Source organism: Enterobacter cloacae complex sp. P12RS, assembly GCF_014895875.1.
GTDB classification, from domain to species: Bacteria; Pseudomonadota; Gammaproteobacteria; order Enterobacterales; family Enterobacteriaceae; genus Enterobacter; species Enterobacter bugandensis.
In genome coordinates, this window is sequence record NZ_JADBQO010000007.1 from 182,190 (window position 1) to 196,323 (window position 14,134).

The window sequence follows — 14,134 nt, forward strand, 5'->3', positions numbered from 1 at the left end:
ATTGTGGTGGGATTAAACGGTGTCACCACCGTCCGGAAAAAACAGGAGTTGTAAGCATGTTTACTGGTATTGTGCAGGGCACCGCCAAAGTGGTGTCCATTGATGAAAAACCTAATTTTCGTACTCATGTTGTAGAGCTGCCGGAATATATGCTCGACGGCATCGAAACCGGCGCCTCGGTTGCCCATAACGGCTGCTGCCTGACCGTCACCGAAATTAATGGCAACCAGATTAGCTTTGATTTAATGAAAGAGACGCTGCGTATTACCAACCTGGGCGAGCTGGTGGTGGGGGACACCGTCAACGTTGAGCGCGCGGCGAAGTTCAGCGACGAGATTGGCGGCCATCTGATGTCCGGGCACATCATGACCACCGCCGAAGTGGCGAAAATCGTTACATCAGAAAATAACCGTCAAATCTGGTTTAAAGTGCAGGACCCGTCATTAATGAAATACATCCTCTATAAAGGGTTTATTGGCATTGATGGGATTAGTCTGACGGTGGGAGAAGTTACTCCGACGCGTTTTTGCGTGCATTTAATTCCCGAGACGCTGCAGCGCACCACGCTGGGTTCGAAAAAGCTGGGGCATCGCGTGAATATCGAAATCGATCCGCAAACCCAGGCGGTTGTTGATACCGTTGAGCGCGTGCTGGCCGCAAAAGAAGCTGCAATAATTAAAGCTGTAGAAGAAGAATAAAAAATAACCCCGGCTGGCCGGGGTTATTTTTCTAGCGTGCGACCCGCAAGCCGTGTTCAATCCCACGGCTAAAAACAACCTGCCAGAGCTGAATATCTCGCGCGCGAAACGCCCCCGCGCAGGCATTCAGATAATAGCTAAACATCCGCTTGAATCGTTCAGAATAGTTGTCCGCAATTTCAGGCCAGGCTTCCTGAAAACGTGCATGCCACGCCATTAACGTGGTGTCGTAATCCGCGCCGAAGTTATGCCAGTCTTCCATCACGAAATGGGATTCGCTGGCGTTGGCAATCTGGCGTACGGACGGTAAACAGCCATTCGGAAAGATGTATTTGTTGATCCACGGGTCAACGTTATTGTCGGTCCGCTTAGAGCCGATGGTGTGCAGCAGGAAAATACCGTCCGGTTTCAGATTACGGTCCACCACCTCGAAATAGGTGTCGTAATTTTTCGGCCCGACGTGCTCGAACATGCCCACGGAAACGACCCGGTCAAACTGTTCGTTCAGATCCCGGTAATCCTGCAGGCGGATATCCACATCAAGCCCCAGGCACCGCTCCTGCGCCATTTTTTGCTGTTCAGCGGAAATGGTGACGCCGACCACGCTGACGCCGTAGTGCTTCGCCATAAAATACGCCAGCCCGCCCCAGCCGCAGCCGATATCCAGCACGCGCATACCGGGCTGCAACTGCAATTTCTCGCTAATCAGGCGCAGCTTGGCCTGCTGAGCCTCTTCAAGCGTCGACGCCTCTTTCCAGTAGGCGCAGGAGTATTGCATGAAGGGGTCCAGCATGCGGCTGAACAGATCGTTGCCGAGGTCGTAATGCTCTTTGCCGACGATCCAGGCACGCTTTTTACTTTGCAGGTTAAAGAGGCGGGCAGAGGCGACACGCAGGGTGTCTTTAAGATTACGGGGGAGCTGTTTTTCCAGACCAGCACGCAGCACGCTGGCGAAAAAAGTATCCAGCCGTTCGCATTCCCACCAGCCGTCCATATAGCTTTCCCCCAGGCCTAGCGACCCCTCGCGCAACACGCGTTTAAAAAAATCGGGATGTTTAACCTGAGGATCCGATGGGGATGATCCGTTGATAGTGATGCCTGCCCGACCTAACAGTTCACTGACGATCCGGGACCAGTTATCGTCCGGAACGCTGACTTCTTCTATACACGATGAACTCATAGCTTCTCCATCACCCTACTGTGATCAGAACCTTAAAACAGCGTAGACGCTTTTTTGGTTTGTGAGAAATCTCACGGTAAATACCGCGAGGCTAGTATCCGACGTAGAACAGAGGAAGGGAGATAACCCTTGCCGAAATGCCTTCCATGGTAAAACGGGAGCACTCCGGCTCCCGTTAACACATAATATTTATCGTATTTAATCGAACCAAATTTAGTATAGGCCTCAAAATTTGGTGATTCAATAGAAAATTCTTAGCAACCTAATCACTGAAAATTAACATAGTTTCTGGCGCGATTAGGCATGCGAGGTTTCTACCTGCGTGCTCTCATCCTGCGCGGAAGCCTGCATGCGATAGCCTATGACGGCCAGCGCAACGGTAGCCAGCATCACGCTGGTTGTCGTCAGCAGCGGCGTGGCAATCAGCGCGGAGACCACCAGGCTTGCCAGGAAGCACAGCCCCAGCTGCAGGGTGTTCTGCAGCGCAGCCGCGCGGCCTGTCGCCTGCGGGAACGGACGCAGTGCCTGCGCCACAACGATAGGGTAGATCGCCCCGTTCGCGATGGCCATCACGCAGAATGGAATCAATATTTCGGCCAGACCCGCGCCCGGAATAAACCCAACGGCCCAGGTGCCAATGACGCTCAGCGCATAGAGCACCAGCAGCCACGGCAGCATCTGCTGGCCTTCCCATTTTTGCAGCGCCGCGCGGCAGCCGTACCCGCCCACCAGGAACGCGATGGTCTGCGGAACGTAGCTCAGGCCAATGGCCGCAGGGCTATAGCCCATATCGTGCAGAATAAACGGCGAACCGGTCAGCCACGCGAAGAAGCTCGCCGAGCAGGCGGCATAGATCAGAACGTTGCCGCGATACGCTTTCGCGCTCAGCAGGGAGGTGAAGGTAATCGGCTTCGCGTCTGCGTGCGCCTCTTTTTTATGCGCGGGCTTGAGGGCGAACGCCGGCAGCATCAGCACCAGCGTGATGGCAAACAGCGTGGCAAAGATGGCCTGCCAGTCAAAGTGCGCGAGGATCCAGCTGCCCAGCAGCGGGGCGAGGGCCGGAGAGAGCCCCACCAGCGGCATGATGGTGGCGAAAATACGGTTAGTGCGGTTCGCCGGATAGTAATCGGTGACCAGCGCCTGCCAGGTCACGGCCGCGGCACAGACGCCGACCGCCTGAACAAACCGCAGCACCAGCAGCCAGGTAGCATCACGCACCCATAGCATCCCCAGACAGCCCACGGCAAAAATGGCCAGCCCCAGCAGCAGCACCGGTTTACGCCCAAAGCGATCCGAAAGCGGTCCCCAGAGCAACTGCGCGAAGGCAAAACCGGCCAGGAACAGGCTCAGGCTGGCGCTGATGGCGGCAGCAGGGGTTTGCAAATCTTCCTGCATGGCGGCAAACGCCGGCAGGTACATATCGGTGGCCAAAAAGCCCAGCACGCTTAAGCCGCCGAGCCAGACTAAAAAACCTTTCCTGGGTTGCACTGTTTTATTCTCCTGAGGAGGCAGGTATACGTTGGCGCTGAGTGTAGGGAGTGCAAACCCGCTTGTGAAACGCTAATATTTGGCGGGTGCATTCAAATTTTTTGCAGGCAGAAAATGTGGTCCGATTATTCTCTTGAAGTGGTCGATGCTGTCGCGCGTAACGGCAGCTTTAGCGGAGCGGCGCAGGAGTTGCACCGCGTCCCTTCAGCCATCAGCTATACGGTGCGACAGCTTGAGGAGTGGCTGGCGGTACCGCTGTTTGAACGGCGGCATCGTGATGTTGAATTAACGCCCGCAGGGGCGTGGTTTTTAAAGGAAGGGCGTTCTGTTATCAAAAAAATGCAGATCACCCGCGAGCAGTGCCAGCAGATCGCGAACGGCTGGCGGGGGCACCTTTCCATTGCGGTGGATAACATCGTTAAGCCCGAGCGCACCCGGCAGATGATTGTCGATTTTTATCGACATTTCTCTGACGTAGAACTGCGGGTCTCGCAGGAGGTGTTCAACGGCGTCTGGGATGCGCTGGCGGGCGGCAGGGTAGAGATGGCGATTGGCGCAACCCAGGCGATCCCGGTCGGGGGACGTTACGCCTTCCGCGATATGGGGATGCTGAGCTGGAAATGCGTGGTGGCAAGCGATCATCCCCTGGCGGCGACGGAAGGGCCGCTGAGCGACGATACGCTGCGCAGTTGGCCGTCGCTGGTGCTGGAAGATACCTCCCGCTCGCTGCCGAAGCGAATTACCTGGCTGCTGGACAACCAGCGGCGGGTTGTCGCCCCCGACTGGGGATCATCGGCGACGTGCCTCAGTGCCGGGCTCTGCGTAGGCATGGTGCCCGCCCATTTTGCACGTCCGCGAATCGACACCGGTGAGTGGGTTGAGCTAACGCTGGAGAATCCGTTCCCGGATGCGGCCTGCTGCCTCACCTGGCAACAAAATGATGTCTCGCCGGCGATGGCCTGGCTGCTGGACTATCTGGGGGACAGCGAAACGCTTAACCGGGAGTGGCTGCGGGAGCCAGACTGACTGGCTCCGCAATGAAATTAACGACGGTAGTCGCGGAACGGGCCATCCGCAACGGAACGGCGTTCGATGAGGCGAGGGTGAACTTCAATGGACTGCGACTCTTCACGCTTGTTGACGATCCTGTCCAGCAGCATATTGAAGGCGGTTTCACCCAGCGAATCTTTCGGCTGGTGAATGGTGGTCAACGCTGGCGTGAAGAAGCGCGCGTTGCGCACGTTGTCATACCCGATCACGGAGATGTCCTGCGGTACGCGCAGACCCAGCTCGTCGGCCGCACAGAGGGCGCCCATCGCCATGATATCGCCCCCGCAGAAGACGGCGGTTGGACGGTGCGGCTGGGAGACGATCTGCTGCATCGCGCGGTAGCCTGATTCCGGCTCAAAGTCGCCCTGCACGATCCAGTTTTCCGGCACGGTGATTAGCGCTTCTTCCATCGCTTTCATAAAACCGGCCAGGCGGCCCGCACCGGTGTTGCGTTCCAGCGGACCCGGGATCACGCCAATCTCGCGGTGGCCGCGTTCGATCAGATAACGGCCCGCCATGTAACCGCCTTCAAAGGCGTTATCGATAACGGAGTCGGTGAAGTCGGCGCGCGCTTCGCCCCAGTCCATCACCACCATAGGGATATGGCGATACTCTTCCAGCATCGACAGCACGGATTCCGGGTACTCTGAACACATCACCAGCAGGCCGTCCACGCGCTTTTGCGCCATCATCGACAGGTAGGCGCGCTGTTTTTCAATGCTGTTCCAGGCGTTGCCGAGAATCAGGGTATAGCCTTTCTGGAAGCAGTTTTTTTCTACCGCTTCAATGATCTCGGCAAAATAGGCCGCTTCGCTGCTGGTCGCCAGCAGACCAATAGACTTGGTGTGATTAACCTTGAGGCTGCGCGCAACCGCGCTTGGCGAGTAGTGCAGCTCTTTGATCGCTGCCCAGACGGCGTTGCGCGTCTCTTCCGCCACAAAACGGGTTTTGTTAATTACATGTGATACGGTTGTAGTGGAAACGTTTGCGCGTTTTGCTACGTCTTTAATTGTTGCCATTAAATGTCACTCCAGACCATATCCTAAACTCCTGAAAAACTTGAAGGTAAACGTTTGCCTTCTCTCACCCTTATCACGCAATTTTGAATTGCGGCACGCCGGGAAAACGACACGGGACGTCAGGAGGGGGTCAATGGCCGGTACGCTAATAAATTTAGCGTGGAATTTTGGCCTATCTTGATGAAAAGGGGAAGAGGTAAAGTGTTTATCAGCTTAAATCCAGGAAGATTTTTGACGTAAACTGTGCAAAAATGAGCAAGCTCACTTTTCGTGGGGGGATTAAAAGGAGAAAAATTGATGAGTTCCGATCTGAAGTTTTCGCTGTTCACCACCGTTATTGTGCTGGCGCTGATTGTGGCGGCTGGCCTGACGGCTGCGCTGCATTGATTTACGCGGGGGGAGAGCCTTCTCCCTCCCGAACGCTCCGATTGTTACTTCTCTGGCAAAAATCTTTTGCCATTTTGTTAACTTCTCATTTTTTGTGATTGATGTCATGCTTTCCGCTTCTTTGTTCTGTGTCACCACATGACACGGCATCCGGAGTTGACGCATGAAAATCAATTTTCCCCTGCTGGCCCTGGCGATTGGCGCTTTTGGGATTGGCACCACTGAATTCTCCCCGATGGGGTTACTGCCCGTTATCGCCCGGGGCGTGGACGTCTCGATCCCGGCCGCCGGGATGTTAATCAGCGCCTACGCCATCGGCGTGATGGTAGGAGCGCCGCTGATGACGCTTCTGCTTTCGCACCGTGCGCGCCGCAATGCGCTGATTTTCCTGATGGCGATTTTCACCCTGGGCAACGTGCTTTCGGCCATTTCGGCGGATTACACCACTCTGATGCTGTCGCGCATTCTGACCAGCCTCAACCACGGTGCCTTCTTTGGTCTGGGCTCGGTCGTGGCCGCAAGCGTGGTGCCAAAACACAAGCAGGCCAGCGCCGTGGCGACCATGTTTATGGGGCTGACCATCGCTAACATCGGCGGTGTTCCTGCGGCAACCTGGCTGGGCGAGGTCATTGGCTGGCGGATGTCCTTCCTGGCGACGGCCGGACTGGGCGTGGTCTCGATGGTGGCGTTATTCTTCTCCCTGCCAAAAGGCAGTGCGGGTGAACGCCCTGATGTACGCAGAGAGCTGTCGGTGCTGATGCGCCCGCAGGTACTCTCCGCGCTGCTGACCACCGTGCTGGGGGCAGGAGCGATGTTTACCCTCTACACCTATATTTCGCCGGTCTTACACGACATTACCCACGCAACGCCACTCTTTGTTACCGCGATGCTGGTGCTGATTGGCGTCGGCTTCTCGATTGGCAACTATCTCGGCGGGAAATTTGCTGACCGTTCCGTGAGCGGCACGCTGAAGGGCTTTTTAACCCTGCTGATTGTCATTATGGTCGCGATCCCGTGGCTGGCGCAGAATGAATTCGGCGCGGCGATTGCGATGGTTGTCTGGGGCGCTGCCACCTTTGCCGTGGTGCCGCCGCTGCAGATGCGCGTGATGCGTGTCGCCCATGAGGCGCCGGGTCTCTCGTCTTCCGTGAATATCGGGGCATTCAATCTCGGCAATGCGCTGGGTGCCGCCGCCGGAGGCGCCGTGATTTCAGGCGGTCTGGGGTACAGTTTTGTGCCGGTGATGGGGGCGATTATTGCCGCGCTCGGCCTGCTGCTGGTGATGATGTCCGGCCGAAAACAGCCTGAAGCGGTTTGCACGGCTGAATAAGCAAAAACGCAGAAGGGTTACCCCTTCTGCGTGTCTCTTACGCGGCGAAGTTCTTCGCGACAAAGTCCCAGTTAACCAGAGCCCAGAAGTGCTCCAGGTAGTTCGGGCGCGCATTGCGGTAATCAATGTAGTAAGCATGTTCCCACACGTCCACGGTCATCAGCGGCGTAGCGCTGGTGGTCAGCGGGGTGCCCGCGTTAGACGTGGACACGATAGCCAGTTTGCCATCCGCCTCTTTTACCAGCCACGTCCAGCCAGAACCGAAGTTCTTAATGGCGGCATCGGTAAACTTCGCTTTAAACTCTGCAAAGCTGCCAAAGGCGGCGTTGATGGCGGCTGCCAGTTCACCGGCAGGTTCGCCACCGGCATTCGGCGCCAGGCAGTGCCAGTAGAAAGTGTGGTTCCACACCTGAGCCGCGTTGTTAAAAACGCCACCCTCTGAGCTGCGAACGATCTCTTCCAGCGTTTTGCCTTCAAAATCGGTGCCCTTGATGAGGTTGTTCAGGTTAGTGACGTACGTCTGATGATGCTTGCCGTAGTGGTATTCCAGGGTTTCCGCTGAAATGTGCGGTGCCAGGGCGTCTTTTGCATACGGTAGTGCAGGTAATTCGAACGACATTGCTTCTCTCCTTATTGTATTTGTGTTGCCAATAACCCTACAGACAACAAGGACAGGATAGCAAATTGAAAGGGTATGCAAAAGAGGAACTTACCCTGCCGCAGATGCGGCAGGGCAGGGATTAACGAATGGTTTTTGGCGTCATGACGCGACGCGCGCCGACGTAATGACGTACCCAGTAATCTTCGCTGAGCGAGGTGATCTGAATGTCCTGACCGCTGCGCGGAGACTGGATGAATTTCCCGTTGCCGACGTAGACGCCCACGTGGTCAGCCGTACCGCGACCCTGCGTGCGGAAGAAGACCAGGTCGCCGTTTTCCAGCTCACCCCGGTTAACCGGTGACGCATCGCGCAGGTGATACATCTCATTGGCGGTACGTGGAATACGGAATTTAACCAGATCTTTATAGGCGTAATAGACGAGGCCGCTGCAGTCGAAACCGGTACGCGGCGAACTGCCGCCCCAACGATAAGGTTTGCCAATCTGCCCCATCAGTTTATTCATCGCGGTTTTTTGTGCTTTTTGCACACGCACTTTATGCACATCCGCCAGCTTTGTTACCTTCGTGCATTTTGCTTTATGGCCTTTACGGGTAATGCATTTTTCTGTAACGAGGTTAGCGGCGGTCTGCGAAGCTTTATTTTTGGCGGTGCGGGTAGTGCGGGAAGATTTTGTTTTCGTCTTGCTGGAAGCGGTTTGTTTAGTCTGAGCGGTGGTTTTTTTCTTGTCGTTCTTGTTGCTGGTTTTTTTCTTACGTTCTGTGGCTTTCACCAGATGGCTTTTTTGTACAGCAGATTGCCGCGCCTGCTGAGAGGCGTTTGCCGCTGGCGTTAACGTGAGTGATGTAAACAGTAAAGCACAGAGCGTGATCGAGATTTTAGTTATCCGCGCCACTGGGCAGTCCCCTGATATATGCAGGTCATCAATAATACCCGCGTGTGATTTACAAAGCCCGTCGATTCTAATCCATAAAAACCCGAGAAGTTAATAGCATTTTTCAATCTAAAAACGTGTTTCGTTAGCAAGTGCAAAAAAATTCATCGTTCTGACGCACAATTGTTCACTCCCTAAGCAAAACCCTGACGGGCGAAGGGGTAAACACCATTTGCAATGCAACTTTTGTGGAGTCGGGGTAAAATATATAAACGTGACGAAAATGTTATTTTCCGATGCCAGCCTGACCCGCTACAATGTCAGACTATTGCCGTAACAGAAGTTAAAGGAAGCAAGACATGAGCACCACTATTGAAAAAATCCAGCGCCAGATCGCTGAAAACCCGATTCTGCTGTATATGAAAGGTTCTCCGAAGCTGCCAAGCTGCGGCTTCTCCGCGCAAGCGGTTCAGGCGCTGTCAGCCTGTGGTGAGCGTTTTGCTTACGTTGATATCCTGCAGAACCCGGACATCCGCGCTGAGCTGCCAAAATACGCTAACTGGCCGACCTTCCCGCAGCTGTGGGTAGACGGCGAGCTGGTGGGCGGCTGCGATATCCTGATTGAGATGTATCAGCGCGGCGAACTGCAGCAGCTGATCAAAGAGACGGCGGCGAAGTACAAAACGGAAGAGCCGGACGCTGAATAATTTTCTGCGTTAATAAAAAAGCGACCTGAAGAGGTCGCTTTTTTTTATTCTTCACTGTCGCCCATCGGCAGCGGCCAGCCGCCCAGACGCTTCCAGCGGTTGACGATCTCACAGAACAGCTCTGCGGTGCGCTCCGTATCGTATAAGGCGGAGTGCGCCTGGGTACCGTCAAACGGTATACCCGCCGTAATGCAGGCTTTGGATAAAACCGTTTGTCCCAGCGCCAGGCCGCTTAGCGCGGCGGTGTCGAAGGTCACGAACGGGTGGAAAGGGTTGCGTTTGAGCGACGCGCGTTCGGCTGCGGCCATGGTAAAGCTGTGATCGAAGGTGGCGTTATGGGCTACCATGATGGCGCGGCTGCAGTTGCTCTCTTTCATGCCTTTACGCACCATTTTAAATATGGCGTGCAGCGCATCATATTCACTGACTGCACCACGCAGCGGGTTATGCGGATCGATACCGTTAAACGCCAGCGCCTCCGGCTGTAAGTTTGCCCCTTCGAAAGGTTCAATGTGGAAATGCAGCGTGGTGTCCGGTGTAAGCCAGCCCTGTTCATCCATCTTCAGCGTGATGGCGGCAATTTCGAGCAGCGCATCGGTTTTAGCGTTAAATCCGGCTGTTTCTACATCAATGACAACGGGATAAAAACCACGAAAACGGTCGCACAGACCGCTAAATTGAGCGTTATCGGACATCAGGGTCTCTTACAAGGGGAAAAAGCAGTGCGCATTATGGCAAATTTTGCAGGGTGATGCAGTAAAACTACGGGCGCATGTTGCGCCCTGAGGGATCAGTTGCCCAGACCGCGACCCGCGTCTTTGGCTTCAATCAGCTCGATCTTGTAACCGTCCGGATCTTCTACAAAGGCAATAACGGTGGTGCCGCCTTTTACCGGGCCGGCTTCGCGCGTGACGTTACCGCCGTTGCTGCGAATGCGTTCACACGCCTCGGCAGCGTTGTCCACTTCCAGCGCGATATGACCGTAGGCGGTGCCCAGTTCATAGCTGTCCACGCCCCAGTTGTAGGTCAGTTCAATGACCGCTTCATCCGTTTCCGGGCCGTAGCCCACGAACGCCAGCGAGTATTTGTATTCCGGGTTTTCGCTGGTGCGCAGCAGCTTCATGCCCAGGACGTTAGTGTAGAAATCGATAGAACGTTGCAGATCGCCAACGCGCAGCATGGTGTGAAGTAGGCGCATAATTTCCTCATTAACCAGTGGAATAGACTATTTTTTTGAACAGAAACGATGTTTTAGTATAGCGGCGAAGTGTCGCCGCTATCAATGAACAATGGCGAGATTACAGTGAAGGGTAGTCGGTGTAGCCTTCCGCGCCGCCGCCGTAGAAGCTCTCAGGACGTTGCGGGTTCAGGGCCGCTTTCTGCTGCAGTCGAGCAACCAGATCCGGGTTGGCAATATAGTCGCGGCCAAACGCCACGGCATCGATCAGCCCTTTATTAATCAGATCTTCGGCTTTCTCCGGGGTATAAGCACCCGCACCGATGATCACCCCGTGGAAGCGTTCGCGCACTTTCTGACGGAAGGCTTCCGTATAAGGCTTACCGCCGGCCCAGTCCGGCTCGGACATGTGCAGATAGGCAATGCCGCGCTTCGCCAGCTCTTCAATCAGATACAGCGCGTCCGCTTCTTCATTCGGACCGTTGTCGACGTTCTGGAACGTACCGATTGGGGAGACGCGGATACCGATACGGTCCGGGCTCCACTCCTGACAAACGGCGTCAACCACTTCCAGCACCAGGCGAGCGCGGTTTTCGACGCTGCCGCCGTACTGGTCGGTGCGATGGTTAGACGACGGTGACAGGAACTGGTGCAGCAGGTAACCGTGCGCGGAGTGCAGCTCAACCAGGTCAAAACCGGCTTCGCGGGCGTTGGCCACGGCCTGACGGAAATCGTTCACGATACCCGGGATCTCATCCAGCTCCAGCGCGCGTGGCGTAGAGGTGTCGACGCGGATCGCGTTGCCGTTTTCATCGCGCAGGGAGGTGCGGGTGTTCGCGTTCAGGGCAGACGCTGAAACCGGCGCCTGACCGCCAGGCTGAATGCTGCTGTGGGAGATACGACCGGTATGCCACAGCTGGACCGCAATGCGACCGTCTTCAGCGTGAACGCCCGCGGTGATTTTCTGCCATGCGGCGATCTGCTCCGGGCTGTGCAGCCCCGGCGCACCCGCATATCCCTTGGCCTGAGCAGAAATCTGCGTGGCTTCAGTGATGATCAGGCCAGAGCTGGCGCGCTGACGATAGTATTCACCCATCAGTGGGGTTGGGATATCACCCGGCTCAATGCTGCGCAGACGGGTAAGCGGAGCCATAAACACGCGGTTTGGCGCGGTGACGGCACCCACTTTTAAGGGGGTAAATAATTTTTCAGCTGACATAACGACTCCTGAGTAGACCAGTCGACTAGTAATAACGTAAATAAAAACGCCTGCTAAGCGCCAGGCGCAGTAATCGTACTTATCACATGTGCCAGCGCGCTTTCGAGCGGCACGGCACTGCGAGAAATTTTAGCCTGCAGGTTGGCGCCTAACCAGAGGGAGTAGAGCACCTGAGCCTGCGTTAAGGGATCCCCGGGGAAGGCGAGCGTATTTTCTTCGCGCCCCTTCGCCAGCGCCTGCGCCAGCAGGGCGATAACGCCGCTGGCGCCTTTATCCATTGCCGTGCGCATATCTTCTGAGAGATCGCACACTTCGGCAGAGAGTTTAACCGTCAGGCATCCGCTGATAATGCCCTGCTGACAGAACTGGTTCAGCGTTTCCTGGTAGTAGTTCAGAACACGATCCCGATAGTTACCTTCCCCCGTGGCGAAGTGGGTCGCGAGGCGCTGGTGGTAAGCAGCATAGTGCCGCTCCAGCATCGCCACGCCAAAGGCCTCTTTGGACCGAAAGTAGTGATAGAACGACCCTTTCGGTACCTCAGCGGTTTTTAATAGCTCGCTCAACCCCATACCAGTGAAGCCGCGGTGCATGCACAGCCGCTCGCCGGTCGCCAGGAGATGTTCGCGCGTGTCGTGTTCAGTATTTCTGCTCATGGATTCACTCTAATAGACCGTTCGGTCTAATGCAAGCGCTGTTACCGGCGACACGCATTCAGAATGTCCAGCTGTTGCTGATAAACGCTTGATTTAACGTCCATCATGCCCAGCACCGTCGAGAATAAATTGTCCTGCGAAACCGCATTTTTTGCTGCGTGGTCGCGTAAACACTGCGCGTTAATGCCAAAGTTTTTCGCATAGTCCGGGGACAGCCAGAACATAAACGGAATGTGCGTCTGCTGCTCCGGCGCCAGCATGTACGGCGTGCCGTGCAGATAAATACCGCTTTCACCGAGCGATTCCCCGTGATCCGAGAGGTAAATCAGCGCGGTGTTCATGTTCGCCTGACGGGCTTTCAGCGCATCAATGGTTTTGCTGACCATGCTGTCGGTATACAGGATGGTATTGTCATAGGTGTTCATCAGCGCCTGATGGTCGCAATCCTGAATTTCGTTGGTGTCGCAGGTGGGGGTAAATTTACGGAAATTATCCGGGTAACGGCGATAGTACGCCGGGCCGTGGCTGCCCATCAGGTGGATAACCAGCACCGTGTCCTGCTTCAGACCGTCCAGCACGTTGTCCAGGCGGTAGAAATTCACGTCATCAATACAGGACTGGTCTTTGCAGAACTGATCCAGCTTCCACTGCGTCATGTCGGTATGGGGAATACGATCGCAGGCACCTTTACAGCCACCGTCGTTGTCGCGCCACAGGAGGTTGATACCCGCATGGTTGAGCACGTCGAGCAGTCCTTCCTGATGGTGCGCCAGGTCGGCATCGTATTTGCTGCGCGTCATACCGGAGAACATGCACGGAACGGATACAGCGGTTTCAGTGCCGCACGAGGAGGCCTGCGGGAAGTTAATTACATCCTGCTTTTTCAGCTCCGGGTTGGTTTCACGCCCGTAGCCATTGAGGGAGTAGTTCGCCGCGCGCGACGCTTCGCCGATGACCAGCACCAGAACGGTTTTCTTCTGCTGACCCGTAATCAGCGCGCCTTTGTGCGCATCTTCGCCAATCCGCACCAGCGTTTGATCGCCGGCAAACCAGCGCATCTTGCTGTATTTCACCACGGCGCTGACGTAGTTCGCCGGAGTGACCATTTTGACGATGCTTTTGTTATTGCGGAACAGCGACGCGTAATCTTTATAAAACACTGCAGCGATAAGAATAATCACCAGCAGGGCACCGAGCATCGCGGCAACACGCGTCAGCAGGGCGTACCACCATTTGCCGGTACGAATGCGGGTCAGCGCCAGCACCAGGGATGGAACAAGACCGGCTATGACAATCCACAGAATCATCTGCGGGGTCACCAGCGCGGTGGCTTCCTGGGAGTTAGTTTCGAACACGTTCACAATCATGTTCTGATCGATGACCGCGCCGTAGGTAAACATAAAGTAAGTTGCCGCAGCGCACCCGACAGTTAAGACGATCAGCAGCGGCTTACGGATATACGGGATATTGAGCAGGCTAAATACAATGACCCAGCCACAAAACAGCACCACCGGTACGGATGCGGCGAAGAGAATATCGTGCAGATGCGCAGGGGCAATAATGGCCCAGCTGCGCTGGATAAACAGCCCGTTAAGCAGAGTAAAAAAGAGTGCACAGCCCAGAGTAAATTTTATGTCGTTACATTGTAACTTTTTACTTAACCACATCGATCGTAAAACCTGTCATTGTCATGATGTGGCGAGTATAAAGAGGGAAGATTAGTGAAACCTTAA

General features: G+C 55.3%; 15 protein-coding genes. 5 read left to right on the forward strand and 10 right to left on the reverse strand.

The features are described 5' to 3' along the window. Positions 1-56 precede the first annotated feature (56 nt). The gene (locus tag IM284_RS03840; protein WP_028012887.1) at positions 57-698 is read left to right on the forward strand and encodes a riboflavin synthase; all 642 of its coding nucleotides are present in this window, start codon (positions 57-59) and stop codon (positions 696-698) included. Positions 699-729: 31 nt separating this feature from the next. Here the strand turns inward: IM284_RS03840 and cfa are convergent, their stop codons facing one another. Together cfa and punC are read right to left on the reverse strand one after the other, a co-directional pair. Next, positions 730-1,878: a cyclopropane fatty acyl phospholipid synthase gene (cfa, locus tag IM284_RS03845; RefSeq protein ID WP_028012888.1), complete on the reverse strand. Its 1,149-nt coding sequence runs from the start codon at positions 1,876-1,878 to the stop codon at positions 730-732. A gap of 297 nt (positions 1,879-2,175) precedes the next feature. Then, on the reverse strand, positions 2,176-3,366 hold the full coding sequence (gene punC / locus IM284_RS03850) for a purine nucleoside transporter PunC (protein WP_047368404.1): 1,191 nt from the start codon (positions 3,364-3,366) through the stop codon (positions 2,176-2,178). A gap of 114 nt (positions 3,367-3,480) precedes the next feature. Between punC and punR the strand changes: the two genes are divergently transcribed. Next, complete coding sequence (punR, locus tag IM284_RS03855; RefSeq protein WP_047368405.1) at positions 3,481-4,392, forward strand: DNA-binding transcriptional activator PunR; 912 nt, start codon at positions 3,481-3,483, stop codon at positions 4,390-4,392. A 17-nt stretch (positions 4,393-4,409) separates the two neighbouring features. On the opposite strand, the gene purR is transcribed toward punR, so the two are convergent. Continuing rightward, on the reverse strand, positions 4,410-5,435 hold the full coding sequence (gene purR / locus IM284_RS03860; RefSeq protein WP_008500597.1) for an HTH-type transcriptional repressor PurR: 1,026 nt from the start codon (positions 5,433-5,435) through the stop codon (positions 4,410-4,412). 297 nt (positions 5,436-5,732) lie between these two features. Here purR and IM284_RS03865 point away from each other — a divergent pair, with 297 nt between their 5' ends. Next, positions 5,733-5,822, forward strand: a complete 90-nt coding sequence (locus IM284_RS03865; protein WP_020688313.1) for a YnhF family membrane protein — start codon at positions 5,733-5,735, stop codon at positions 5,820-5,822. 163 nt (positions 5,823-5,985) lie between these two features. Then, positions 5,986-7,152: an MFS transporter gene (locus IM284_RS03870; RefSeq protein ID WP_047368406.1), complete on the forward strand. Its 1,167-nt coding sequence runs from the start codon at positions 5,986-5,988 to the stop codon at positions 7,150-7,152. Positions 7,153-7,189: 37 nt separating this feature from the next. Here the strand turns inward: IM284_RS03870 and sodB are convergent, their stop codons facing one another. Together sodB and IM284_RS03880 are read right to left on the reverse strand one after the other, a co-directional pair. After that, a complete protein-coding gene (gene sodB, locus IM284_RS03875; protein WP_028012892.1) occupies positions 7,190-7,771 on the reverse strand; it encodes a superoxide dismutase [Fe] in 582 nt (193 codons plus the stop codon). A 121-nt stretch (positions 7,772-7,892) separates the two neighbouring features. Continuing rightward, positions 7,893-8,666, reverse strand: coding sequence for a C40 family peptidase (locus IM284_RS03880; RefSeq protein ID WP_047368407.1), 774 nt, complete (start codon positions 8,664-8,666; stop codon positions 7,893-7,895). Between the two features lie 338 nt (positions 8,667-9,004). Here IM284_RS03880 and grxD point away from each other — a divergent pair, with 338 nt between their 5' ends. Continuing rightward, positions 9,005-9,352 (forward strand): monothiol glutaredoxin 4, encoded by a 348-nt coding sequence (gene grxD / locus IM284_RS03885; RefSeq protein WP_003832760.1) that lies wholly within the window; start codon positions 9,005-9,007, stop codon positions 9,350-9,352. Positions 9,353-9,396: 44 nt separating this feature from the next. Here the strand turns inward: grxD and rnt are convergent, their stop codons facing one another. The 5 genes from rnt to eptA form a co-directional block, all read right to left on the reverse strand. Beyond that, positions 9,397-10,047 carry a ribonuclease T gene (gene rnt / locus IM284_RS03890; protein ID WP_028012894.1) on the reverse strand — a complete coding sequence of 217 codons (651 nt, stop codon included), beginning with the start codon at positions 10,045-10,047 and terminating at the stop codon, positions 9,397-9,399. Positions 10,048-10,142: 95 nt separating this feature from the next. Then, positions 10,143-10,550: a lactoylglutathione lyase gene (gloA, locus tag IM284_RS03895; RefSeq protein WP_013096923.1), complete on the reverse strand. Its 408-nt coding sequence runs from the start codon at positions 10,548-10,550 to the stop codon at positions 10,143-10,145. A gap of 100 nt (positions 10,551-10,650) precedes the next feature. Continuing rightward, positions 10,651-11,748: an alkene reductase gene (locus IM284_RS03900; protein WP_028012895.1), complete on the reverse strand. Its 1,098-nt coding sequence runs from the start codon at positions 11,746-11,748 to the stop codon at positions 10,651-10,653. A 53-nt stretch (positions 11,749-11,801) separates the two neighbouring features. Further along, a complete protein-coding gene (locus tag IM284_RS03905) occupies positions 11,802-12,401 on the reverse strand; it encodes a TetR/AcrR family transcriptional regulator (RefSeq protein ID WP_047368408.1) in 600 nt (199 codons plus the stop codon). A gap of 41 nt (positions 12,402-12,442) precedes the next feature. Further along, on the reverse strand, positions 12,443-14,068 hold the full coding sequence (gene eptA, locus IM284_RS03910) for a phosphoethanolamine transferase EptA (RefSeq protein WP_193055730.1): 1,626 nt from the start codon (positions 14,066-14,068) through the stop codon (positions 12,443-12,445). Positions 14,069-14,134: the final 66 nt, after the last annotated feature.